Here is a 24,353-nt window from a genome sequence, read left to right on the forward strand (position 1 = left end):
CCAGGCCGCTACAAATCACTGAGCTGGAGACGAGACTTGAACTCGCAACCTACGGTTTACAAGACCGTTGCGCTACCGATTGCGCCACTCCAGCACCGCGAAGCTCTCACCCCGCTGAGTGGGAATAGTACCGCAGCAGTGGGCGGCGTCGGAAACTGCTAGGGTTGCGCACCGTGTCCACGTTGACTGAGAAGTTCGCGTCTTTCCTCACCGGTTCGGGCCGGATCGCGACAATCGACGCCGCTAAGGCTGCCCCGCCGCCCTCCCCGCTGGCTCCTATTGATCTGACTGACCACACGCAGGTGGCGGCGGTGATGGATTTGGCGGCGCGGATCGGCGATATTTTGCTGTCGTCGGGGACGTCGAATTCGGATACGAAGGCGCAGATTCATGCGGTGACGTCGGCGTATGGTCTGCATTATTGCCATGTGGATATCACGATGAACACGATCACGATCTTCACCACTATTGGGCAGAATCGGAAGACTCCGGTGAATGTGTTCCGGGTGGTGCGGAAGATGACGATGGATTTTTCCAAGTTGTCGGAAGTGGACCGGTTGATTCGTTCGATCCAGGCGGGTGCCACGCCGCCGGAGGTGGCGGAGCGGATTCTCGATGAGTTGGCTGCTGCTCCTGCCCAGTATGGGACGTGGACGTCCATCATGGGGTGGGGGTTGATGGGTGGTGCGGTCGCTGTCATGCTCGGCGGTGGTTGGTTGGTGGCGGCGACGGCGTTTGGTACGTCGAGCCTCATCATGGCGATGAATACGTGGCTGGGCCGGAAGCAGTTGCCGACGTTTTTTCAGAATGTGTTTGGCGGGATCGTCGCTACGCTGCCGGCGGCTGTGATCTATTCGTTGGCGGCTGAGCTGGGTGTGCGGATTACGCCGTCGCAGATCATCGCGTCGGGCATCATTGTTTTGTTGGCAGGTTTGACCTTGGTGCAGTCGTTGCAGGATGGGATTACGGGGGCGCCGGTGACGGCGTCGGCACGCTTTTTTGAGACGATGTTGTTTACGGGGGCGATCGTCGCTGGGGTGGGTATTGGTATTTCGTTGACGGCGATGATGGGGATTTCTCTGCCGCCGCTGGAGACGAGCCCTCCGCCGAACTTCACGTCGAGTTCGGTGCGCGTGTTTTCCGGTGCGGTGGCGGCTGCCGGGTTTGCCATTGCGTGTTTCGCGGAGTGGTCCTCGGTGGTGATCTCCGCGCTGACGGCGCTGGCTGGTAGCGCTTTCTACTATTTCGCGTTGTTGCCCTTTGGCGTTGGTCCGGTTGTCGCGGCTTCGGTTGCGGCGGTCGTCATTGGCCTCGCCGGTGGTCTGCTGGCCCGTCGTTTCCTTATTCCACCGCTTATCACGGCCATCGCGGGCATCACGCCCTTCCTTCCGGGCCTGGCAGTGTATCGGGGCATGTACGCGTCGATGCATGAGCAGATGCTCGTGGGCTTCACCAATATCGCGCTCGCGCTGGCTATTGCTTGTGGCCTGGCGGCGGGCGTGGTCCTCGGCGAGTGGGTGGCCCGTCGCTTGCGCCGCCCGCCGACGTTGAATCTTTATCGTTACTTCCGGCAGAGCCGCCGGCTGACGTTCCAGCAAATTGATCGCCGGAAGAGGAAAATTCCTCGCTCGTGACGTAGAATTGACTGTCTGTTCCACCCCGGACCGCTTACAGGAGGATTTGTGCCGCCCAAGGTCACCGATACCCGCCCCACCCCCGAAGCCATGCATGCCGTGGAGGAGGAGACCGCTGCCGGCGCTCGACGCATCGTCGCCACGTATTCGACCGACTTCCTCGATGGCGTGACGTTGATGTGCATGCTCGGCGTGGAGCCGAAGGGCCTCGTGTACAAGAAGGTTGCCGCTGAGCTGGAGGACGCGGAGCCGAAGCCCACTAAGCGCACCCGCAAGGCAGCGAAGAAGACGACGAAGAAGGCTGCTAAGAAAGCCACCAAGAAGGCGACAAAGAAGGCCACTAAAAAGACCACTAAGAAGACGACCAAGAAGGCTTAGTCTCTGCTCATGAGCGGTGACAACAGCTTCGTGGTGGTGGCCAATCGCCTTCCGGTTGATCTGCACACCTCCCCCGACGGCACCCGCACGTGGGCTCCGAGTCCGGGTGGGTTGGTCGCCGCGCTGTCGCCTGTCTTGGAGCGCCACGAGGGGTGCTGGGTTGGGTGGCCGGGGGTCGCTGATGAGGCGCCTGAGCCCTTCCGCACTGATGGTGGGGTGCTCCTCCATCCGGTGAGGTTGTCGTCGGCGGATTTTGAGGGCTTCTACGAGGGGTTTTCTAACGCCACGCTCTGGCCGCTCTATCACGATCTCATTGTCACCCCCATTTATCATCGCGATTGGTGGGACATCTACCGCGACGTCAACCTGCGTTTTGCTACGGAGGTGGCGGAGGTCGCCGCGGAGGGTGCGACGGTGTGGGTGCAGGATTATCAGCTGCAGTTGCTGCCCGGAATTTTGCGCCAGATGCGCCCTGACCTGCGCATTGGTTTCTTCCTGCATATCCCCTTCCCCGGCGCTGATCTGTTTCGTCAGCTGCCGTGGCGCGATGAGACGATCCGTGGGTTGCTTGGCGCGGATCTCATCGGTTTCCACCTCGAGTCCGGTGCCAACAACTTTCTCGATCTTGCTCGTCGTGCGGGCCACGAGGTGAGTGGTTCAGCCTCCACCAGGCTTATCGACGCCCACGTGCATACCGATGGCCGCCGCGTCGGCGTCGGTGCGTTCCCCATCTCCATCGACCCCACCTCGTTGGGCGAGGGGGTGGAAGGCAGCGTCGAGGCCCTGCGGGCCTCGTTGGGCAATCCGCGGACGGTGCTGCTCGGTGTGGATCGGCTCGATTACACCAAGGGCATCTTGCAGCGCCTCCTCGCGTTTGAGGAGTTGTTGGAATCCGGGGCGCTGGACCCGGATGAGGTGGTTTTCTTACAAATTGCGACGCCGTCGCGCGAGCGCATCGCGCAGTATCGCCAGGCTCGCTCCCGGGTGGAGGAAGCCGTGGGCCGCATCAATGGCCGCTTCGGTTCCATGGGCCATCCGGTGGTCCACTACCTGCACCAATCACTGCCCAAGGCGGAGCTGCGCACCTACTATGAGGCGGCGGACATCATGCTGGTCACCCCATTTAAAGACGGCATGAACCTGGTGGCCAAGGAGTACGTAGCCTGCCACGGCGATGGGTCGGGAGCACTGGTGCTGTCGGAGTTTGCTGGAGCGGCCATCGAACTTCCCCAGGCCAACCTGTGCAACCCTTTCGATGTGGAATCCATTAAGCGGGCGATCGCAACAGCGGCCACGGGATTGAGCACGACCCCGGAGGTGCACCGGGAGCGGATGCTGGCCATGCACGCCCAGGTGATGGAGCACGATGTCGATGTGTGGGCGGGGTCCTTCCTCGACGCCCTGGCTAAGGTGGAGTCATGAAGGCCCGGGTGTTAGCCATCGCGGCTGTGGGCGTGCTCGCCGCTTGTTCCGCCCCGCCGCCCACCATCACCGAGGCCACCTGGCAGGTCACGAATATTTGGACTGATCCGGGTGCCCCGGCGGCGGTCCCGGTCGGTGGCGCGCTGGCGTTCGGCGAGGCCTCCCTGGCTGGTACTACGGGCTGCTCGCCGATTCAGGGCGCGGTGACGTTTACCCGCGATGGTGCCACGGTGGCCGCCAAGGATGCCCAGTCCGTCACCATTGATCGCATCGAGGTCGAAGCCGCGCCCGCCGACTGCCGCGCGGCGTGGACCCATGAGCAGCTCAGTGCTCTCCTGGTGCCCGGCGCGACCTTTGACCTGTATCAACCCCATGACACCGAGCTCACTCTCACGCTGCGCGGCGACGAGATCGACCGGCCTGCGATTGGTCTGTCGTCGCTGGGATAGACGTTGATCTAGTCTCATTCCCCGAAACCGCGCCTCGGGCTTGATTAAGGTGGGGCATATGAGCGCCTCCCTCCACGACCTCGCCACCGCCGATAGCCTCCTCGTTGTCAGTGATTTCGATGGGACTATCGCCGGATTTTCCACCGACGCTTATGACGTCCCCGTCAACCCCGAGGCGGTGATCGCCCTGCAGGAGCTCGCCGCGCTGCCCAACACGCACGTCGCGGTGTTGTCGGGCCGGCACCTCGAGGGGTTGCATAAGGTGTGTCACCTGCAGCCGCCGGTGATGTTTTCCGGGTCGCACGGCGCGGAATCGGACGTTGATGGGGTGGAGTTGACGGAGGAGATGGCGGCTAAGCTCTCCGACATCGAGGATCGTTTGGCCCCGCTCATCGCTGCGCAGCCGCTCGCGTTCGTGGAGGCCAAGCCGTTCCAGCGGGTGCTCCACGTGGCTAAGTTGGCCACCTCCGATGATGCGGCGGCGAAGCAGTTGCTGGCCCGGGCCGTGGCGTTGGATCACGCGGGGATGTCCATGATTGTGGGCAAGAACATCGTGGAGTTCTCCGTCGCCAACGTCAACAAGGGCACGTGGATCGCCGCGACGATCGAGCGCCTGCAACCCAGCCGCGCCCTGTTTCTCGGCGATGACACCACGGACGAGGATGGCTTCCTCGCCCTGCGCCCACAGGACTTAGGCGTGAAAGTCGGTGAGGGGGAGACTGCCGCGACGATGCGGATTGCGGATACCGCGGCCGTCGGCAAGCTCTTTAGCGAGCTGCTGGAGCAGCGACGGTTGAGCCTGGATTAAACGTCGTCTCCAGGATGTGCCGGGGGGCGATGTGATCCTGGGGGGCGTCGATAAGCTCTTGGAGGATGCGGCCCGCCGCAGCCCCCTTGTCCCGGTTCGGCTGGATGACCGTGGTGAGGTCGCGCCACAGCGCGAACCGCACGCCATCGAACCCAGTGACCGACAGATCCTCAGGCACGCTCAGGCCCTGCTGCTCGGCGTAATTGAGCACGCCGATGGCCATCGAGTCAGTCGTGCACAGCACGGCGGTGAGCTCCGGGTGGGTTTCTAGCAGCTCACGGGCCGCATCGAGGCAGTGCTCCCGATCGTTGATGTGGCGGGTGACCACGGGGACCTCCGTGATGCCCGCGGCGGCGAACTGCTCCAACGCCCCCTGCACGCGGCTGCGCTGGACGTGCATGTCGGCGGAGGTGAGCTGCTCCGGGGAGACGGGGCCATCGAGACGCACCCGATGCAGGCGGATGCACAGCACCCCGATCTTGGTATGCCCGGCGTCGATGAGCGCGCGGGCGGCGGGCTGAATCGCCGCATGATCATCGATGCCCACGAACGGCAGATCCGTATCCGTCGGCTGATCGCACACCACCACCGGCAGATGCCGAGCACGGGCCGCCGACAAATGCACATCATCCTTCGCCACCGAATACACCACGAACCCATCCACCACCGAGCGCCCCACCAGCGCCGACGCCGACGCCTGATCCTCGCCCGATTCCGGACCAACCGGAATGAGCGTCAAGGCAGAATCCGTGCCATACGTCGCCTCCGCCATGCCCGCGAGGAAATCCACCGACGCCTGATCCTCAAAGGCATAAGACAAATGCTCCGTGAGCAGCACGCCGATGGCACCGACCCGCCGCGTGCGCAAGGAACGCGCCATGGGGTCCGGGCCGGGATAGCCGCGCGCCTCCGCCGCCGCGAGGATCCGTTCCCGCAAATCCTTCGACAGCTGGTCAGGATGGTTGTAGGCGTTGGACACCGTCGTCCGCGACACCCCCAACTCCGCTGCCAACGACGCGAGAGTCCCCACTGTCCGCCCACGTTTAAGCATGAGTCTGAATCTAGCAGGGGAATCTAGCAGGGGTTAGACTGATCGCCGTGAAGGAACCGGAACCGTACTCCTCCGAGCGCGTGAAGCTACGCCACGGCGGCCGCGAACGCACCTTCGTTATGGTCACTCCACGAGTGCTCCCGGCGAATCCGCGCCTGCTGTTCTACTTCCATGGGTCACTGCAAAACGGCAACGTGGCCCGCAATTTCACCGGCCGCACCTTCGACGCGATTGCCGCCCGCACCGGGACGGTGTTGATCTACCCGGATGGGGTGGAACGCCACTTCAATGATGCCCGCTTGCTGTTGGGCGAGCGCACCCGCGAGCTCAGCATCGACGATGTTGGCTTCACTCGCGCGCTGGTCTCCTGGGCCGTCACCCACCGCGGCATCGACCCCGCGCAGGTCTTCGCCTGCGGGTTCTCTAACGGTGGTCAGATGGTCATTCGTTTGCTTTTCGACGCCCCCGGCCTCCTCACCCGGGCTGCCACCTTCGCAGCCACCCTGCCCGCGCCGAACAATCTGCTCGATGGCTTGGGCACGCCGGAACCGACGCCCTACCTGGCGATTCATGGCACCGCGGACGCCATTGTCCACTACGAAGGCGGGGTCGCTGGCCTGGATCATGAGCACCTGCGCGGGGAGTTGCTCTCGGCGCAGGATTCGGCCGCCTCCTTTGCCACGGTCAATGGCCTGGGTGCAGGAGACCATGCGCGCAGGGTGCTCGATGGGGTATCCATCGATACCTGGGCCCGCGACGGCAAGCCGGGCGTGGAGTTGTGGAGCGTGGAGGGAATGGGGCACGTCGTGCCGGCGCCGAAGGTGATCCACTCCACGGTGATTGGGCCGGGGACGGACGCCATCGTCGCCGCGGACGTCCTCGCCCAGTTCTTCGGCTGGGACTAACCCAACTGCTAGTTGCTTGCCCTCCGCTGGCGGGCGAACTCGCTGAGCACCACGCCCGCCGCGACGGAAGCGTTGAGGGAGTTCACCCAGCCCTCCATGGGGATGGACATGATGACGTCGCAGTTCTCGCGGACGAGGCGGGAGATGCCCTTGCCCTCCGAGCCGACGACGATGACCACGGGGTCGGTTCCGCCGTCGTAGGTGTCCAGGGTGAAATCCCCACCGGCGTCGAGGCCAACGACCTGGTACCCGTTGTCCTTGAACTGCTTGAGCACGCGGGTGAGGTTGGTTTCCCGGGCGACGGGCAGGCGAGCGGCGGTTCCGGCGGAGGTGCGCCAGGTCACGGCGGTCACGCCAGCGGCACGACGCTCGGGGATGACCACGCCGTGGCCCCCGAAGGCAGCGACGGAGCGGATGACGGCGCCGAGGTTGCGGGGGTCGGTGATGTTGTCCAGCACGACGAACATGCCGGGCTCCACCTCGCGGGCGGCGTCGGCGATGAGGGTGTGCACGTCGGTGTACTTGTACGGGGGAATTTGCAGGCCAATCCCCTGGTGCATGCCGTTGCCGGTCATCTTGTCCAGCTCGAAGCGCGGGACCTCGATGATCGGGATGCCGCGCGAGGCGGCCAGCGTCGCAGCTTCGGAGAGGCGATCGTCGGCGCCGGTGCCTTCTGCAACGAACAGCGCCGAGGCGGGGACGCGAGCGTGCAGGCATTCGATGACCGGGTTGCGGCCCACGACGAGCTCGTTGGTTTCTTCCTTGACGTGGCGTCCCTGAGCGCGGCGCTCGGCCAGCTTCTTGCGCTTATGCGCGGCGTGGTACTCGCGGTCCTCCGCGCGCGGCGTCGGCCCCTTGCCCTTGAGCCCGCGGCGGATCTGCCCGCCGGATCCCTTGACGGCACCCTTTTTGTTGGTCTTGCGTGCCCCGGGTCGTCCCTGCTTAGCCATATCTTTTCCTAATTCTTCAGCGACCACTGCGGGCCGTCGGGGGTGTCGGTGACGTCGATGCCAGCGGCCGTTAAACGGTCACGGACGTCGTCGGCGGATGCCCAATCCTTGTCTTTCCGGGCGGTGGTGCGGCGCTGCAGCTCAGCGCCAACGAGGACGTCGAGAGCGGCCATCGCTCCTTCGCTTATCGACGCCCCCTCAGCCCACTGCGGGTCCTGCGGGTCAACGCCGAGCACCGCCGCCATGCGGCGGACGGAGGCGGCGAGCCGGACGGCATCATCGCCCGCTCCAGCAGCCAACGCCGAATTACCGGCACGGACCGCCGTGTGGATTTCGGCGAGTGCGCGCGGCACCGCGAAGTCGTCGTCCATGGCGGCAGCGAACTCAGGTGTCCATTCCCCGAGCTCGACCGGGCCGACGCGGGCGAGGAAGTCCTCGATGCGCCGGTATCCGGCAGCCGCTTCGAGCAGCGACGCCTCAGAGTACTCCAACATGCTGCGATAGTGGGCAGAGCCCAGGTAGTAGCGCAATTCCACCGGGCGCACCAGCTCTAAGATGTGCGGCACCGAGAGCACGTTGCCCAGGGATTTGGACATCTTCTCACCGGCCATGGTGACCCAGTGGTTGTGCATCCAATAGTTAGCAAACCCATCGCCAGCGGCGTGGGCCTGCGCGATCTCGTTCTCGTGGTGTGGGAACTGCAGGTCGAGGCCGCCGCCGTGAATATCGAAGGTCTCGCCCAGGTACCACGTGGCCATCGCGGAGCACTCGAGGTGCCAGCCGGGGCGGCCCGCGCCCCACGGGGTCGGCCAGGACGGCTCACCCGGTTTGGCGGCCTTCCACAGCGCGAAGTCCTGCGGCGAGCGCTTGCCCTGGTTATCGCTTTCCCCTTGCTCCATCTCATCGACCCGGTTGCCCGACAGCGAACCGTAGTCCGAGCCTTCGGTGGCGACCCAGGCGGCGACGTCGAAATACACCGAGCCGTCGACCACGTAGGCGTAGCCGCGCTCCATGAGCCGCTCCATGTACTCCACCATCTGGGTGACGTGGCCGGTGGCGCGCGGCTCGACCGATGGGGGCAGAACACCTAGCTGGTCGTAGGCCCAGGTGAAGTGGCGCTCATGGGTGGACACCCACTCCCACCAGGGCCGATCATGCTCGGCGGCCTTGGTGAGGATCTTGTCATCGATGTCGGTGACATTGCGCACGAGGGCGACGTCATAGCCCTGGGCCATGAGCCAGCGGCGCACGATATCGAAGGCCACCCCGGAGCGGACGTGCCCAATGTGGGGCACCGCCTGGGGGGTGGCGCCACACAGGTAGATCGAGGCATGTCCGGCGCGGACAGGCTCGAAATCGCGGAGGGTGCGGGTGGCGGTGTCGAATATGCGTAATGTCACGTGGACAAGTCTAGGCGAGATTCCACCCGCCCCAGCCCTGCCACTGCGACTTCTTGGTTTCGGCGAAGCGGTAGTACTCCTTGTACTGCAGGTCGCTGGCGGCGGCTTCATCAACAATGACGGTGGCGAACTCGTGGAGCTGCAGGACTGAGGCCGGGCAGAATGCCGCGACAGGGCCTTCGACGAGGCGGCGGACGGCGTCTGCCTTACCCTCGCCAGTGGCCAGCAGGAGCAGGTGCCGGGCGTTGCGGATCGTGCCCAAACCCTGGGTGAGAACGTGGATGGGAACCTCGTCGGCGGAATCGAAGAAGCGGGCGTTGTCGGCGACGGTCTGCGGATGCAAGGTCTTCAGGCGCGTGTGCGATGCCAGTGAGGACCCGGGCTCATTGAAGCCAATGTGGCCGTTGGTGCCCACGCCCAGCAGCTGGATGTCGATGCCCCCGGCCTCGACGATAGCCATCTCGTAGCGGTCGGCCGCGGCGGTGGGGTTCGGGTCGGTGCCGTCGGGGCTTTGCACGCGGGCATCGGGAATATCGATGTGCTCGGTGAATTCGCGGCGGATGGTGCGGTAGTAGCTCTGCTCGTGATCGCGGGGCAGGCCGACGTATTCGTCGAGGAGGAAGGCACGGCACTGGGCGAAGCTGAGCTCGCCGGCGTCATATCGGCGAATGAGTTCTTGGTAGGTGGCCACGGGGGTGGAGCCAGTAGCCAGGCCGAGGGTGGCTCCCCGGCGGACGTGCTCGGCGAGGACGTCCGCGGCGGTGACGGCGACGTCGGCGGAGGTGGGGCGAATGATCAATTCCACAGTGTCTGTTTCCTTCTTAGCGGTTATCAGTAATGATCTGGCCGGCGGCGACCACAACGGCGACGTTGCCATCCGCATCCAGCCCCACCATATCGGCCGGGGATCCCACGGCGAGGTGCCCCGCGCGATCGCCGATCCCGAGCACGCGGGCGGCGGTGGTCGAGGTGGCTGCCACGAGGGTGGTGAGGTCGACGCCGCGGGCCACGTGGCGGGTGAATTGCTCCGCGAGGGTGGAGGTGCCCCCGGCGATGGCGCCTTCGCTGCCGTCGGTGGTGGCCAGTCGGGCCACTCCCCCGGCGACGACGACATCAAGGGTGCCGAGGTTGTATGCCCCGTCGTCCATACCGGCGGCTTGCATGGCGTCGGTGATGAAGAAGGCTTCGTCGCCGACGGCGCGCATAACCATGTCGACGGTGCCATCGGCGAGGTGCACGCCGTCGGCAATAAGTTCCACGCTGACCTTGCCTTCGGCTGCGGCGGCGATGAGTGCGGCGGCAGCACCCGGCGCGCGGTGGTGCAGCGGGGGCATGGCGTTGAACAGGTGGGTGGCGGTGATGGTGACGTCGGCTGCCACGGCGTCACTAATAAAGTCCCTGGTCTGCTCGAAGGAGGCGTCGGTGTGCCCGAGGGAGACGATGATGTTGTGGGCTGCGCACACCTCCAGCAGGGCGTGGGCGTGGGCGGTTTCGGGGGCGAAGGTGATCTGGCGGACGTGCCCGCGTCCGGCGCGCGCTGCCCGGTCGAGCAGGTCGGGGTCGCCGGGGATGATGGCGGCGGGGTCTTGGGCACCGCAGCGGCAGGCGTTGACGAAGGGGCCTTCGAGGTGGATTCCGGCGAGGACACCCTCGTCGCAGAGGTCTGCCAGGACGGGGACCTGCGCGAGGATTGAGGCTTCCGTCGCGGAGACCAAGCTGGCGAGCATCGTCGTGGTGCCGTGCGCGCGGTGGTAGTTGGCGGCGATGCGGGCTTCCTCGGCGGTGGCGGTGGGGAAGGATCCCCGCAGGCCACCGTGGTTGTGGAGGTCGACGAAGCCGGGGACGAAGGTGAGGGCCTTGTCATCTGGAAGGCCGGGGAGCGGGTCGATGGCGGCGATGTCCGCGCCGTCGATGCTGAGGCGGGCGTAGGGGATCACGCCGTGCGCGTTGACGAGCTTTCCAATGAACTCTTTCACGTCTCCAGAATAGGGCGGGAGACAAGACCTGTCCACTAGAGGTATGATGTCTTATGTCTAGGAACTTGCCCTGGTGACCGCGGGAATTTCTCACGCCGCCTGCGCCCACCTTTAACAACCGTCCTTCCCGGCCCACCTCCAGGAGAACCCCATGACCGCCACGTTCCGCGGTGTCATCCCACCCGTCCTCACCCCTTTTAACGCCGACTTCAGCGTTGACACTGAAAGCCTTCGCCGACTCGTCGACCGGCTCATTGACGGCGGGGTCGATGGACTCTTCGCCCTCGGCTCCTCCGCTGAAATGGCCTTCCTTACCCGCGAGAACCGCCGCGTCGCCGTGTCCACCATCGTTGATCAGGCCGCCGGGCGCGTCCCCGTCATCGCCGGCGTCATCGACATGACCACCCCGCGGGTGGCCGAGCACGTCGCCGACGCCCTCGCCAGCGGCGCCCAGGGCCTCGTCGCCACCGCCCCGTTCTACGTGCGCACCCACCGCAATGAGGTCATCGAGCACTTCCGCCTCATCCACGAGATGGCCCCCGATGTACCGCTGTTCGCCTACAACATCCCCATTTGCGTTCACTACACCCTCGACGCCGGGCTGCTCATCGAGATGGCCGCGGCCGGCTACATCCACGGCGTGAAGGATTCCGGCGGCGTCGATGCCGCCACCCGCGCCATGGTCGATGCCAAGCGCGCCGCCGGGCTGGACGAGTTCCTCGTGCTCACCGGCTCAGAAACCACCGTCGACCTGGCTTACCTGTGCGGCGTCGACGGCGTCGTTCCCGGCCTGGGCAACGTCGATCCGGCCGGCTACGTCGAGCTAGCTCGCCTGTGCACCGAAGGGCGGTGGGAAGAGGCGGCTGCGCTGCAGACGAAGATCACCAGCCTGTTCGGTATCGCCACCGCGGGCGATCCGGCCCGCATGGGTGGATCCTCGGCCGGGCTCGGCGGCTTCAAGGCCGCCCTGGTCCACCTCGGTGTGTTCGACAGCGGTCGGATGGCCCCGCCGCACCAGGCCCTCAACGACGAGGAGTTGGCCGTCATCGGCCGCGTCGTCGACGAGTACGGCCTGAAGTAGGCCCCGATGCGCAGCGCGACTCTCGCCCTCGACATCGGCGGCACGAAAATCGCCCACGGCCTCGTCCCCGACGATCACCCCGGTGAGATCCTGCGGCCGGGGCGCGTCCCCAGCCTCGTCGCGGAACGCCGCACGCTGAGTCAGGTCGCGGAGGCCACGCGCCGCTCGCTTGCCGACGCCGCCGAGCTCAACCTGCGCATCACCCGCGTCGGGGTCGGCGCCCCCGGCGTCGTCCGCGACAATGACATCGTCTACAACGGCGACACCATCCCCGGCTGGGCGGGCACAGACGTCGTGGGAACCATCGCCACCCTCACCGGCACGCCCGTGGCCTGCCACAATGACGTCCGCGTGTGGGCCTTCGGCGAGCACCTTCTCGGCGCGGGACAACACCTTGGTGGTGGCCGTGTGCTCTACCTGTCGTTGGGGACTGGGGTGGGTGGCGCGATCGTCGATAAGCATCAGCTTCTCAGCGGCCCGACGGGCAGCGCCGGCGAGTCCGCCCACTTCGTGTGCGCGGACCTAGACGGCCACGCCGTCGGCTGCGAAACCTCCGCCAGCGGCACCGGCCTGACCCGCTACTACAACGAACGCTCCGGCGCCGCCCCGCTCGAACTGCCCGAGATCATCACCCTCGCCCGCGGCGGCGACCGCCTGGCCACCGACGTCATCGAAGGAAACCTCGCCGGATTCGGCCGCGCCATCGGCGCCCTGGTCACCCTCCTCGACCTCTCCGCCGTCGTCTTAGGCGGCGGCGTCGGCGCCATCGGCGACTTCATCCGCGAGCCCTTCGCCCGCGGCCTGCGCCACGGCAGCCTGCCCGTCAACGCCGACGTCCCCGTCTACACCACTACCCTGGGCCCGACGGCACCCCTGGTCGCCGCGGCCGCCTACGCCCGCTCCAAGGAGTAACTCATGAACGCCACCGACCTCACCACCTCCCTGCGCGGGCGCCTCATCGTCTCCGCCCAAGCCCCCGACGGCCACGCCATGCGCGACACCCACACCCTGGCCACCGTCGCCCGGGCCTGCGTCGACGGCGGGGCCGCGGCGATCCGCTGCGGCGGTTATGGCGGGCTGGATGACATCCGCGCGATCGTCGACAAGCTAAAGGGCCAAGTCCCCGTGTTCGGCCTCACCAAAGAAGGCGCCGAAGGCGTCTACATCACCCCGACCGTCGCCTCCGTCGAGGCCGTCGCCGGGGCCGGAGCCGACGTCGTCTGCGTCGACGCAACCTTCCGCCCCCGCCAAGACGGCTCCACCCTCGACGACCAAGTCGCCGCCGCCCACGCCGCCGGCGCACTCATCATGGCCGACTGCGCCACCCCCGACGAAGTCCGCGCCGCCTTCGAAGCCGGCGTCGACCTCATGTCCACCACCATGGCCGGCTACACCCCCGACCGGCCAAAAACCGACGGCCCCGACCTTGACTGCGTGCGCGAATCCCGAGCACTCCTCGGCGACGAGCCCTTCCTCATCGGCGAAGGCCGCTACCGCACCCCCGCCGAAGCCGCCCACGGCCTCATCGCCGGCGCCGACGCGATCATCGTCGGCACCTCGATCACCGACCCCGGGTGGATCACCGCACAATTCGCGGCGCAATTGCGCTAGGCGGACTTGTCGCGCTGCCCCATGCCGAGCAGGCGGCGCAGCGGCGCATAGTGCCGCAGCACGACCTCGCGGTAGGCCTCCGGGTCGTCTGCTGCGAGGGCGTCGAGCATGTCGGCGTGGGCCTCGATGGTGAGCTCGATGTCTTCCGGCATGGACAGCTTCAACTGCGGCAGAACCTGCATGTGGACCTGCCAGAACGCCTCCGAGAGTTCCTTCACCAGGGGATTTTCCAGCGGCGAGAGGAGCGTCGCGTGGAATCTTCGATCCTCGGTGGCGAAGGACCGTCCGGCTTGATGCTGGTCGCGCATGCCTTGGACGAGGAGGTGGAGGTGGTCCATCGACTTACCGCGGTAGGCGGCCGCGAGTTCTTCTGCGACGGAGAGGTCGAGGGCCTGGCGGGTGTCGATGACGTGAATGAGGTTTTCTAGCGAGTTCTCCAAATCCAGCGTGATCCGCAGGATGAGCCCCCGAAGCAGGGGTGCCAGCGACATGTCGGAGACGAATGTTCCGTGGCCGTGGCGCACCTCGACGACGTCGAGGCTGGATAGCGTGCGCACTGCCTCGCGCAGGGAGGAGCGGGAGCAGCCGAGTTCTTCGCAGAGGACGGATTCGGAGGGCAGAAGATCCCCAGTTCGGAGGCGATGCGTCCGGATGTAATCCTTGATGCCTTCTTCTGCCTCGCGCGCCGCGTTGCGTGGCTTGCGAACCATGAGCAATCCTCTCTTTGGGGCGAATCTTGGGCGGGAAGCCCGACACTCTCGCCCCCGCTTGGGGGTGCAGTTCCGCCTTGTTTGATGTCTCATTAAGTCTAAAACTGTGACCTCAACGGCAGGAACAGCGGGGGTGTGATGGATGTTTCTATGTTAACTACATCAGATCATAGAACACATCAGATGTCTGATGTATGGTTTGAGGCAGAGGTTGGTCCTCCGCCTCGCCCTAGACACCTCATAACTTAACAATGATCCCTGCCATCCCTTAAGGGAAAGGAACCAGACTATGAGCTCCAACGTCTCCCGCCGCCAGTTTTTGCGACTGACCGGTGTCCTCGCGGCCGCTGCTGGCGTGTCGGCCGGCCTGGCCGCCTGTGCCCCGTCTGACAACGGCGGTTCGTCCAGCGGCCAGACCTCCGGCGCCGCCGGCGGCGGTACCCCCAAAGAGGATGGCACCATCCACGCCGCCATCTCCTACGAGCTGGGCACCAACGGCTATGACCCGATGATCACCACCTCCGCGCTGACCATCGCCGCCAACTGGCACACCCTCGAAGGCCTCACGGAGATGGATCCCGCCACCGGCGAGATCTACGCCGCCCTCGCCTCCGAGCTCCCGGCAGCCAGCGATGGCACTACCTACGACGTCAAGCTCCGTGACGGCGCCGTCTTCCACGACGGTTCCCCCGTCACCGCCGACGATGTCGTCTTCTCCTTCGAGCGCGTGCTCGACCCGGCGAACAAGTCGCTCTACGCCTCCTTCATTCCCTTCATCGAGAAGGTCGAGGCGAAAGACGCCAACACCGTCACCTTCACCCTCAAGCACTCCACCGGCCTGTTCGCCGACCGCCTCGCCGTGGTCAAGATCGTGCCCAAGGCCATCGTGGAAGCCGACGCCAAGGCCTTCGACGCCGTCCCGACCGGCACCGGCCCCTACAAGATGACCGACAACGGCGGCACCTCCAAGTCCGTCAAGTTCGAGCGCTTCGCCGATTACACCGGCAACTACCCCGCTCGCGCTGCTTCGATGGAGTGGCAGATCATCCCGGATGCCTCCACCCGCATCAACTCCATCCAGTCCGGTTCCGCCCAGGCGATCGACTCGGTGCCGTACCTCAACATCGATCAGCTCAAGGCCAACAGCTCCGTCGAGTCCATCCAGGGCTTCGGTCTGTTGTTCGCGATGTTCAACCACGACGCGTCGAACAAGTTCAGCGACGTCAAGGCCCGCCAGGCATTCATGTACGGCATCAACATGGACAACGTGTTGACCACCGCGATGCTCGACCAGGCCACTGCCGCCACCAGCTTCCTACAGAAGGAGCACCCGAACTACCACGAGGCGTCCACGGTCTACACCTACGACGAGTCCAAGGCGAAGTCGCTGTTCGAGGAGGCCGGTGTTACCAGCCTGCGCATGCTGTGCACCGACCATGACTGGGTGAAGAAGTGCACCCCGCTCATCCAGGAGTCGCTGACCAACCTCGGTATCGCCGTGGAGTTCACCGAGCGCAAGTCCTCCGACGTGTACAACACGATCGACGGTAAGCCGGAATCCTACGATGTCGTCATCGCCCCCGGTGACCCGTCCGTCTTCGGCAACGACCCCGATCTGCTCCTGCGCTGGTGGTACGCCGGTGACACCTGGACCGACACCCGTATGCACTGGAAGGGCTCCGAGTCCTACAACAAGATTCAAGAGCTTCTCGACGCCGGCATCAAGGCCACCGACACCTCCGATGCGCAGGACTCCTGGAACCAGATCTTCGATCTGCTGTCCGAGGAGGTCCCCCTCTACCCGCTGTTCCACCGCAAGGCCCCGACCGCGTGGAACGCCGACACTCTGGTTGACTTCAAGCCGATCGCTTTGACCGGCCTGAGCTTCGTCAACGTGGGCACCACCGAATAGTCGGTTCTTCGGTAACCCTCTTTACCCGCATCACCACCAGCAACCGGGGTCCGGTCGCAGACCGACCGTCTGCTCAGGCCCCGGTTTTTGCGTGCAATTCGCATGTGCCTTCCCACAGGAGCCCCTAGCCCTCATGTCCAATTTGCTCAGACTCATTGGCCGACGCCTCCTCGCCCTCCCCATCATGGTGCTCGGCGTCACCTTCCTCGTTTTCTTCATCATGTCCTTCAGCCCGGCGGACCCGGCGCGACTCGCTCTCGGCGAATCCGCCTCCCCCGATGCTCTCGAGGCCTACCGCGAGGCCAATGGCCTCAACGATCCGCTGCTCATCCGTTACTTCCACTTCCTCGGCGGCATGCTGCAGGGCGACCTGGGCACGACCACCGGTAACGCCTCAGTTACCGACGTCGTCGCCAAGGCCTTCCCCATCACCTTGCAGCTGACCTTCCTCGGTTTGTTCATCGCGGTGATCATCGCGCTCGTCTTCGGCGTTATCGCTGCCCTCTACCGTGACCGCTGGCCTGACCAGCTCATCCGCGTGTTCTCCATTGCCGCGCTGGCTACCCCCTCCTTCTGGTTGGCGATCCTGCTCATCCAGTGGCTGGGTGACATTCCCGGCGGCTGGGGTATGTTCCCCGCGCTCGTCGCCCGGTGGGTGCCGTTTGCGGAGAATCCGCAGATCTACCTCAACAACATCTTCCTGCCCGCCCTCGCTCTCGCGGTCCCCGTCGCCGGCTCCCTCGCCCGCGTGGTGCGTACCGCCATGGTCGAAGAGCTGGACAAGGACTATGTTCGTACCGCCATCGGTGCAGGCATTCCCAAGGGCGAAGTTATCTCCCGCAACGTGCTGCGCAACGCCTTGATCACCCCGATCACGGTGCTGGGCCTGCGCGTCGGCTACCTCATGGGTGGCGCGGTCATCATTGAAATCATCTTCAACATCCAGGCCATGGGCCAGCTCATTCTCGACGGCGTGACCCGCAATGACGTCTACCTTGTCCAGGGTGTCACCCTGACGGTGGCGATCGCCTTCATCCTCGTCAACATCGTCGTGGACATGCTCTACGTCCTCGTCAACCCACGAATCAGGAGCATCTGATGCTACGCGGGAAAACCACCTCCAAGCTCGAAGCCAAGGCTGGCGGCCGTTTCACCGGCTTCAAGAATATGTCCTTGTCCTCGAAGATTGCCCTGGTCATCCTCACTTTGGTCGGCCTGGGCGCGATCTTCGCTCCTCTGTTGACCAACTACGATCCGCTGGCTTCGGGCATCCCCGTCCAGTCCCCCAGCAGTGAGCACTGGTTTGGCACCGACGCCATTGGCCGCGACATCTTCTCGCGCGTGGTCTACGGCGCCCGCTCCTCGCTCATCATCGGCCTCGCTGCCACGGGTGCTGCCCTGGCTGTGGCTGCCGTCCTGGGTTCCATCGCCGCCACCGGGGGCAAGGTCGTGTCTGAGGTGCTCATGCGCATCCTCGACATCATCATGTCCTTCCCCGGTATCGCCCTGGCCGCCGTGTTCGTCGCCGTCTTCGGCAACGCCCTCCCGGTCCTCGTCTTCGCGATCGGCTTCCTCTACGTCCCGCAGCTGTCTCGCGTGGTCCGTGCTAACGTGCTCAGCGAGTTCGGCGAGGATTACGTCGCCGCCAACCAGGTCCTCGGCGCTTCGACCGCCCGCATCCTGGTTAAGCAGGTCGCCCGTAACTGTATTGCCCCGATTGCCGTGTTTGCCACGGTGCTCGTCGCCGATGCCATCGTGTTCGAGGCGTCCCTGTCGTTCATTAACGCCGGCGTGAAGCCGCCGGAGCCCTCCTGGGGCAATATCCTCGCCGACGGCAAGCAGCTGTTGCTCTCCGGCGCCTGGTGGCCGACCTTCTTCCCGGGCCTGATGATCCTCATCACCGTGTTGTCGCTCAACATTCTCTCCGAGGGGCTTACCGACGCCCTCGCGTCCCCCACCATCAAGTACCGCCCCAACGTCCAAAAGGACGAAGAGGTCGCCGACACCTCCAACGCTCTCGGTCAGATCACCGAGGAGGAGGCCGCCGAAGCCCTCAACCTCTCCCTGTCCGCCCTGCGTGACGCCGAGCTCAACGACGATCGCCGCCTGAAATTCACCGGCGATCCCACCCCGCTGCTCGAGGTGAAGAACCTCTCCATTGCCTTCCCTGCCGCGCACGGCGAGGTCAACATCGTTGACAACGTCAGCTTCTCCGTCGCCCCGGGTGAAACCATGGGTCTGGTCGGCGAGTCCGGCTGTGGCAAGTCCATCACCGCCATGGCGATCATGGGCTTGCTGCCACCCACCGCGCGCATCACCGGCGAGATCCTGTTTGATGGCCAAGATCTGCTCAAGCTCAACGCCAAGCAGCACAACGCTCTGCGCGGCCATGACATCGCCATGATTTACCAGGACGCCCTGAGCTCCCTGAACCCATCGATGCTCATCAGCAGCCAGATGAAGCAGCTCACCCGCCGTGGTGGCCAGCGCTCCGCCGAGGACCTGCTCAAGCTCGTTGGTCTCGACCCCGAGCGCACGCTCAAGTCCTACCCGCACGAGCTGTCCGGTGGCCAGCGCCAGCGCGTCCTCATCGCCATGGCGTTGACCCGCAACCCGCGCCTGCTCATTGCCGACGAGCCGACCACCGCCCTCGACGTCACCGTCCAGGCCCAGGTCGTCGATCTGCTCAATGACCTGCGCGAGAAGCTCGGCTTCGCCATGGTCTTCGTCTCCCACGACCTCGCCCTCGTTGGTCGCCTCAGCCACAAGATCACCGTCATGTACGCCGGTCAGGTCGTCGAGCAAGGCACCACCCGCGAGATCCTCTCCGACCCACGCCACGAATACACCCGTGGGCTCCTCGGATCCGTCCTATCCATCGAAGCCGGTGCCGACCGCCTCTACCAGGTCCCCGGCACCGTCCCCTCCCCCAGCGACTTCGTCGAGGGAGACCGCTTCGCACCTCGCTCCGCTAAACGCGGCGTCGGCGCCGATGAGAAGCCCACCATGCGACTCATCGACGGCACTCACTACTACGCCACCACCGATGCCCTGCTCCAGCTGGGAGGAAAGTAATGACCCCCGTCATCGAGCTTCGCGACGTCTCCGTCATCCACAAGGCGCGCACCGGCAAGCTCTTCAAGCCCAACCTTGTCCACGCCAACCGCCACGTCGACTTCCACATCAACCGTGACGAGGTCGTCGGCGTCGTCGGCGAATCCGGCTGTGGCAAATCAACCCTCGCCCGGGTCGTCGTCGGCCTGCAACGCCCCACCGAAGGCGAAGTCCTGTTCAAGGGCAAACCCATGACCGGCCGCGGCAAGCAACGCACCGAGCTGGGCAAATCCGTCTCCGTCGTGTTCCAGGATCCCTCGACCTCACTCAACCCACGCATGAGTGTCGAGGAACAGCTCCTCGAGCCCCTCCACGTCCACAAGATCGGCACCCGCGCCGAGCAGGTCAAGCGTGTCCGGGAACTTGTCGGGCTCGTCGGCCTCCCCCAATCCGCGCTCAATGTCCTGCCCCGCCAGATCTCCGGCGGCCAGCGTCAGCGAGTCGCCATCGCCCGAGCCCTCGCCCTCGACCCGGACATCATCATCGCCGACGAACCCACCTCGGCCCTCGACGTCTCCGTCCGTGCCCAGGTGCTCAATCTCCTTCTCGATCTGAAGAAGGAGCTCGGCCTCGGCCTCATGTTCATCAGCCACGACATCAACACCGTGCGCTACGTCTCCGACCGCATCTGCGTTATGCTGGCGGGCGAAATCATTGAGGAGAACACCACTCAAGAGATCTTCCATAACGCCCAGCAGGACTACACGCGAACGCTACTTGCAGCTACGCCTTCCCTGCTTTAGGCCTTAGAAGGTGGAAAAGGGGCCTGCGGGCCCCATTTTCGCGTCACCGCCTGAATAGTTCCAAAGATGCGATCCTGTGTCGGTCGAACCCAAAACCACCACTTCCTAACAACTCCGGGGTCAAACCCCCTCCTACACCCGCGAAGTTGTTAGGAAGCGCTGTTTTCGCCGACCCAGCGGTGCAAAGCCGAGCCCCGGCGTCTCTTGTCCCTCGACCCTACGGACACTGCTCGGGCGGCTCGCGCGAGAAACCCGAAACCCGCACTTCCTAACAACTCCGAGGTCAAACCCCCTTCCACACCCGCGAAGTTGTTAGGAAGTGCTGGATTCGTCGCCCAGCGGAGCCAGATCCTTGCGGCTGGCTGACGATGGGCGGAACCGCGGTCTCCGCACTATTTCCGCGAGCACCCTTCTTACTCAGTCACAGCGTTGACCTGGACGATGCCCCGGCACCGGGTCGGAGTTGGGACAGGATTTGTCCAATAATCAATGTTTCAAGTCATGGCCCTTTCACTTGTAAGTGAAACGCCGTACACTAGGCACATATCCTTTGCCGGGCACTGCCAAGGCAGGGTCGTGCAGCACTTGACGGGAGCACACCAATGAGCATCACCATCAGCGAACGGACTATCCTCCTCACCTCGGAGGAACAACGATCCGCCGCCGCATTCATCGACGCCCTCGGTGGAGACGCTTCAGAGTTCCAGACCTCCACCGGACGCGTGCTGCCCCCAGAGTTAAATGCCGTGATCGCCACGATGCTCCCCTCCATCAAGGAAAATCTCCCCATTTCCGTCTCGACGCTACCCCGGGAAGTGACTACGACAACTGCGGCCTCCATGCTCGGCATAACCAGGCCCACGTTGATGAAGCACATACGGCACGGAAGAATTCCTGCCCACAAGGTCGGAAGCCACCACAGGCTCCTGTCCGCAGACGTCGTTACCTTCCGCGAGAAGCTTCAAGAAGAAAAGCAACGGGAAATCTTTAAACTAATGGGGCTGGAAGATGAGCTCGAGAAACAGGAGTCACGGAGCTAGAAATCCGCTTTCATCAGAGCAAATCCTTGGCAATCGGTATTAGCGCCGGACTTACTCCCCTGCGGCTTCCCGCACGAAAAAGGGGCGGCCCGCGACTAACGCGAACCGCCCCTCGTGTAGCAGCTAGGCCATCGTCACCGTGCACGCATGCGCGCCGCTGTTGGCAGGACCAGCCGAGACTTTCATCCGACCAATTTGCTTCTTGTTAGTCATCACGACTGGGGTGGTCAGCTGAGTTCCCCGACCTCGGAGAGCCGCCGCATCAACCCGAATGATGGGTTGCCCCACCATCACGGAGTCTCCCACGGCGGCCAGTGCGGTGAAGCCTTCTCCCTTGAGTTCGACAGTGTCCAATCCGATGTGGACCAAGACTTCTAACCCCTCTGGGGTTACCAGCGCGAAGGCGTGGAGGGTATTGAATACCTTGACCAGCTTGCCGTCCGCAGGCGCGCAGACTTCGATGACGTCGGAGGTTTCGTCGGGGATGAGGGCGAAACCATCCCCAACCATGGCCTGCGCGAAGACGGGATCAGGAACCTCGTTGACGGGAATGACCGTGCCGTCAAAGGGAGCGTGAAGGTCAATCGTGGTTTTGTTAAAGCCGAACATTTCTCAGGCTCCTAAAGCTCTTGTTCGCCCTGCAGGACAGCGTTGCTGGACTTCAGTTGGCGGGCGACTTCGTCGTAGACGAACTGGACATTGGTGCCGATGACAACCTGGACGTTGTTCTGTGAGGGTCGGATCACTCCGGCGACTCCGGCTCTCTTGATCTCGCCTTCGTCGACCTTAACGTAGTCCTTGGTGGTCACGCGGAGCCGAGTGGTGCAGTGGTCGATGGAGTTGATGTTATTTTCCCCTCCGAGTCCGGCGATGATTTGGCGGGCAACATCGGACACCTCTGCATCTTCGTCAAGGGTCGCACCAGCATCGATGTCTTCGTCACCACGACCGGGTGTCTTAATGTTCAGCACCCCGATGAGGAAGTAGAAGATGACGAAGTACAGGGCGAAGAAGAACACGCCCATCACCAGGAGCATCCACCACTCATTGGCGAGCGGGTTCTGGGAGGACAAGAACATGTCGACAAATCCTGCGGAGAAGCCGAAGCCTGCGGTCCATTCGAAGGCTGCCGCGATCCCGACGGAAATGCCAGTGAGCACTGCATGCACGAGGTAGAGCAGCGGGGCGAGGAACATGAAGGAGAACTCGAGCGGCTCGGTCACGCCGGTGAAGAAGGAGGCAAGAGCACCAGCCAGCATCAGTGAGCCGACTGCCTTCTTCCGACGGGAGTCGGCTCGCAGGAACATAGCTAGTGCTGCGCCGGGGAGTCCGAACATCATGATCGGGAAGAAGCCTGCTTGGTAGCGGCCGACAATTCCTTCGACTTGGCACACGCCGTCGGCCCAGACACCGGGGCAGTCCATGGCGGACGTAGCCGCGGCGGCAGCGGCGATGGTCTCTCCGCCGCCAAGGAATTTGCCGATGTCATTGATGCCAATGACATCGAACCAGAAGATCGAGTTGAGGGCGTGGTGCAGACCGGTCGGGATGAGGAGACGATTGACGAAACCATAGATGCCGGCGCCGACGGCTCCCATACCTTGGATCCACTCGCCAAAGTTGAACAGTACGTTGTAGAGCACTGGCCAAACGATGTAAAGAACTCCGGCCAGCGCGATCGAGAAGATTGCGGTGAGGATTGGTACCAGGCGGCGGCCAGCGAAGAAGGCCAGGGCATCCGGCAGCTTTGTAGCGTGGAAACGGTTATAGACCCAGGCAGCAAGGATGCCGACGAAAATACCGATGAGGACGTTCTTGTCATTCACTGCTGCCCAACCATGTGCGGCCCAGTCCAGTGCAGCGTCACCTTCAAGAGCTTCCAAATCAATCCCCTTGTACCCGGCGACGGATTCTGGGCCGATGAGGAGTTTGATCGTGGCGAAACCAAGGAAGCCCGATAGTGCTGCGGCACCATTCGAGTCTTTGGCAAGGCCGAAGGCGATCGCAATGGCAAAGATCCAACCGAGGTTGTCCAAAACGGCAGAGCCAGACTTAATCAAAACTGCGGCAGCAATGTTATCTTCGCCCCAGCCAACGGGGTCGATCCAATAGCCAATGCCCATCAAGATCGCGGCCACCGGCATGACGGCAACGGCACCCATGAGGGCGCGCCCTAGCCGTTGGAGGGCGGTCATGATTGTGTTTTTCATGACTGTTCCTTTCTCGTATGTGTTTTAAGTTGTGAAGTTTGTTCCCAGCCGTGGAGGAACACCGCGAGGTATGCGGCTTCTCCGGCGGCTTCGCGGGGAAGCGTTGCGGTGTCGAGGATGCGGCATAGGACCTGTTCAGCCAGGTCGTATTCGCGGGGGAGGTCCCGGGCGATGGATCGTTGGGCATGGTTGTCGCGCCATTGCCCGGCCCGGGCGCGGCGTTGCACGTAGGTCAGGGTGGTGATGAGGCCGTCGTCGCTTGTCGACGCCGTCCCTACCTCCCGGGGGAGGCGGTGGCGAACGAAGGTGGCCAGTCCGGCCAGTTCGTTGGCTTTGGCCAGGGGTTGTTTGACGGTGACGCCGCTGCGGGCGGCGTTGAGGTGGAGGGCGATGAACGCGGCTTCGTCGATAGGCAGGTCGACGGTGAGGTGGGAATTGAGGTACTGGACGATGAGTTCGGCCGCGCCAAACTCGGCGCTGAAGACGGCTTTGATTTCCTCGAGGAGAGAGTTGCGGATGACCTCGCCTTTTCCGACTCGATCGACGGCGTAGGAGAGGTGCTCGGCGAGGACGAGGTAGACCGATGGGTGGAGCTCGCCAAGCAGGTCGGCCGCCAAGTCGACGGCGGTGGAGATGGTCTCGATGACGTAAGGATCGAGGGCGTTGAGTGACGTGAGCAGCTGGACCTTATCGGGGCTGAGCTCGATGTATTGCCGCTGGTCTGCGGTGGCGGACACCGGGTCGCCGACCTGGCGGCCGAATCCTATTCCCCTTCCGACGAGAACGAGTCCCCCGTCATCGGAATCATCGTCACCCACGCGTGCGAGGACAGCATTGTTGCTGAGCACTCGCACAACTCGGGGATGCGACTCGACCACGGTGGCTCCTAGGTAAACAGGGCACTCCACACATCCGACATCAGATGACACCCGACGACGGGGTAGTGGCGCCCAATTTCC

At 64.2% G+C, this 24,353-nt stretch carries 23 protein-coding genes and 1 tRNA gene; 14 read left to right on the plus strand and 10 right to left on the minus strand.

From position 1 onward, the window contains the following. Nucleotides 1–21: 21 nt before the first annotated feature. Nucleotides 22–94, minus strand: a tRNA-Thr gene (locus CTEST_RS11260). A 79-nt stretch (nt 95–173) separates the two neighbouring features. On the opposite strand from CTEST_RS11260, the gene thrE reads away from it, so the two are divergent. From thrE to otsB, 5 genes are read left to right on the plus strand one after another with little or no spacing between them, the layout of a single operon-like run. Continuing rightward, nucleotides 174–1,634: a threonine/serine exporter ThrE gene (thrE, locus tag CTEST_RS11265; protein WP_047253805.1), complete on the plus strand. Its 1,461-nt coding sequence runs from the start codon at nt 174–176 to the stop codon at nt 1,632–1,634. A gap of 48 nt (nt 1,635–1,682) precedes the next feature. Then, nucleotides 1,683–2,012: a hypothetical protein gene (locus CTEST_RS11270; RefSeq protein ID WP_047253806.1), complete on the plus strand. Its 330-nt coding sequence runs from the start codon at nt 1,683–1,685 to the stop codon at nt 2,010–2,012. Nucleotides 2,013–2,021: 9 nt separating this feature from the next. After that, nucleotides 2,022–3,434 (plus strand): alpha,alpha-trehalose-phosphate synthase (UDP-forming), encoded by a 1,413-nt coding sequence (locus CTEST_RS11275; protein WP_047253807.1) that lies wholly within the window; start codon nt 2,022–2,024, stop codon nt 3,432–3,434. Beyond that, the gene (locus tag CTEST_RS13140; RefSeq protein ID WP_052844387.1) at nt 3,431–3,883 is read left to right on the plus strand and encodes a hypothetical protein; all 453 of its coding nucleotides are present in this window, start codon (nt 3,431–3,433) and stop codon (nt 3,881–3,883) included. Before CTEST_RS11275 ends, CTEST_RS13140 begins: the two co-directional genes overlap by 4 nt. A 58-nt stretch (nt 3,884–3,941) precedes the next feature. Then, the gene (gene otsB, locus CTEST_RS11285; RefSeq protein ID WP_047253808.1) at nt 3,942–4,691 is read left to right on the plus strand and encodes a trehalose-phosphatase; all 750 of its coding nucleotides are present in this window, start codon (nt 3,942–3,944) and stop codon (nt 4,689–4,691) included. On the opposite strand, the gene CTEST_RS11290 is transcribed toward otsB, so the two are convergent. Further along, the gene (locus tag CTEST_RS11290) at nt 4,651–5,742 is read right to left on the minus strand and encodes a LacI family DNA-binding transcriptional regulator (protein WP_047253809.1); all 1,092 of its coding nucleotides are present in this window, start codon (nt 5,740–5,742) and stop codon (nt 4,651–4,653) included. The two genes, otsB and CTEST_RS11290, sit on opposite strands and share 41 nt — an antisense overlap. Nucleotides 5,743–5,789: 47 nt before the next feature. Between CTEST_RS11290 and CTEST_RS11295 the strand changes: the two genes are divergently transcribed. Beyond that, a complete protein-coding gene (locus CTEST_RS11295) occupies nt 5,790–6,647 on the plus strand; it encodes an alpha/beta hydrolase family esterase (protein ID WP_236686091.1) in 858 nt (285 codons plus the stop codon). An 8-nt stretch (nt 6,648–6,655) separates the two neighbouring features. On the opposite strand, the gene rlmB is transcribed toward CTEST_RS11295, so the two are convergent. Genes rlmB through CTEST_RS11315 form a run of 4 tightly spaced genes read right to left on the minus strand, consistent with a single transcriptional unit; the run spans nt 6,656 to nt 10,973 of the window. Then, a complete protein-coding gene (gene rlmB, locus CTEST_RS11300) occupies nt 6,656–7,597 on the minus strand; it encodes a 23S rRNA (guanosine(2251)-2'-O)-methyltransferase RlmB (protein ID WP_047253810.1) in 942 nt (313 codons plus the stop codon). An 8-nt stretch (nt 7,598–7,605) separates the two neighbouring features. Further along, nucleotides 7,606–8,997, minus strand: coding sequence for a cysteine--tRNA ligase (gene cysS / locus CTEST_RS11305; RefSeq protein ID WP_047253811.1), 1,392 nt, complete (start codon nt 8,995–8,997; stop codon nt 7,606–7,608). Nucleotides 8,998–9,007: 10 nt separating this feature from the next. Beyond that, complete coding sequence (nagB, locus tag CTEST_RS11310) at nt 9,008–9,802, minus strand: glucosamine-6-phosphate deaminase (protein ID WP_047253812.1); 795 nt, start codon at nt 9,800–9,802, stop codon at nt 9,008–9,010. Between the two features lie 16 nt (nt 9,803–9,818). Then, complete coding sequence (locus CTEST_RS11315) at nt 9,819–10,973, minus strand: N-acetylglucosamine-6-phosphate deacetylase (RefSeq protein ID WP_047253813.1); 1,155 nt, start codon at nt 10,971–10,973, stop codon at nt 9,819–9,821. 151 nt (nt 10,974–11,124) lie between these two features. Here CTEST_RS11315 and CTEST_RS11320 point away from each other — a divergent pair, with 151 nt between their 5' ends. From CTEST_RS11320 to CTEST_RS11330, 3 genes are read left to right on the plus strand one after another with little or no spacing between them, the layout of a single operon-like run. Further along, nucleotides 11,125–12,054: a dihydrodipicolinate synthase family protein gene (locus CTEST_RS11320; RefSeq protein WP_047253814.1), complete on the plus strand. Its 930-nt coding sequence runs from the start codon at nt 11,125–11,127 to the stop codon at nt 12,052–12,054. Nucleotides 12,055–12,060: 6 nt separating this feature from the next. After that, entirely contained in the window at nt 12,061–12,966 is a 906-nt protein-coding gene (locus CTEST_RS11325; protein WP_047253815.1) for an ROK family protein, read from the plus strand. A gap of 3 nt (nt 12,967–12,969) precedes the next feature. Next, nucleotides 12,970–13,665, plus strand: a complete 696-nt coding sequence (locus CTEST_RS11330) for an N-acetylmannosamine-6-phosphate 2-epimerase (RefSeq protein ID WP_047253816.1) — start codon at nt 12,970–12,972, stop codon at nt 13,663–13,665. Here the strand turns inward: CTEST_RS11330 and CTEST_RS11335 are convergent. Next, nucleotides 13,662–14,375 (minus strand): FadR/GntR family transcriptional regulator, encoded by a 714-nt coding sequence (locus CTEST_RS11335; protein WP_047253817.1) that lies wholly within the window; start codon nt 14,373–14,375, stop codon nt 13,662–13,664. The genes CTEST_RS11330 and CTEST_RS11335 overlap by 4 nt on opposite strands. A 289-nt stretch (nt 14,376–14,664) precedes the next feature. Here CTEST_RS11335 and CTEST_RS11340 point away from each other — a divergent pair, with 289 nt between their 5' ends. From CTEST_RS11340 to CTEST_RS11360, 5 genes are all read left to right on the plus strand, one after another. Beyond that, a complete protein-coding gene (locus CTEST_RS11340) occupies nt 14,665–16,287 on the plus strand; it encodes an ABC transporter substrate-binding protein (protein WP_047253818.1) in 1,623 nt (540 codons plus the stop codon). 133 nt (nt 16,288–16,420) lie between these two features. After that, nucleotides 16,421–17,386: an ABC transporter permease gene (locus tag CTEST_RS11345; protein ID WP_047253819.1), complete on the plus strand. Its 966-nt coding sequence runs from the start codon at nt 16,421–16,423 to the stop codon at nt 17,384–17,386. Next, a complete protein-coding gene (locus CTEST_RS11350; RefSeq protein ID WP_047253820.1) occupies nt 17,386–19,362 on the plus strand; it encodes a dipeptide/oligopeptide/nickel ABC transporter permease/ATP-binding protein in 1,977 nt (658 codons plus the stop codon). The genes CTEST_RS11345 and CTEST_RS11350 overlap by 1 nt, the downstream gene beginning before the upstream one ends. Next, the gene (locus CTEST_RS11355; RefSeq protein WP_047253821.1) at nt 19,362–20,144 is read left to right on the plus strand and encodes an ABC transporter ATP-binding protein; all 783 of its coding nucleotides are present in this window, start codon (nt 19,362–19,364) and stop codon (nt 20,142–20,144) included. The genes CTEST_RS11350 and CTEST_RS11355 overlap by 1 nt, the downstream gene beginning before the upstream one ends. Nucleotides 20,145–20,746: 602 nt before the next feature. Continuing rightward, entirely contained in the window at nt 20,747–21,184 is a 438-nt protein-coding gene (locus tag CTEST_RS11360; protein WP_052844388.1) for a helix-turn-helix domain-containing protein, read from the plus strand. Nucleotides 21,185–21,307: 123 nt separating this feature from the next. Here CTEST_RS11360 and CTEST_RS13985 read toward each other — a convergent pair whose 3' ends face one another. Genes CTEST_RS13985 through CTEST_RS11375 form a run of 3 tightly spaced genes read right to left on the minus strand, consistent with a single transcriptional unit; the run spans nt 21,308 to nt 24,272 of the window. Continuing rightward, on the minus strand, nt 21,308–21,793 hold the full coding sequence (locus CTEST_RS13985) for a PTS sugar transporter subunit IIA (protein ID WP_047253822.1): 486 nt from the start codon (nt 21,791–21,793) through the stop codon (nt 21,308–21,310). An 11-nt stretch (nt 21,794–21,804) separates the two neighbouring features. Further along, on the minus strand, nt 21,805–23,394 hold the full coding sequence (nagE, locus tag CTEST_RS11370) for an N-acetylglucosamine-specific PTS transporter subunit IIBC (protein ID WP_047253823.1): 1,590 nt from the start codon (nt 23,392–23,394) through the stop codon (nt 21,805–21,807). Continuing rightward, entirely contained in the window at nt 23,391–24,272 is an 882-nt protein-coding gene (locus tag CTEST_RS11375; RefSeq protein ID WP_047253824.1) for a PRD domain-containing protein, read from the minus strand. Before CTEST_RS11375 ends, nagE begins: the two co-directional genes overlap by 4 nt. Between the last annotated feature and the right edge of the window lie 81 nt (nt 24,273–24,353).

It is taken from the genome of Corynebacterium testudinoris (assembly GCF_001021045.1).
Lineage (GTDB): Bacteria > Actinomycetota > Actinomycetes > Mycobacteriales > Mycobacteriaceae > Corynebacterium > Corynebacterium testudinoris.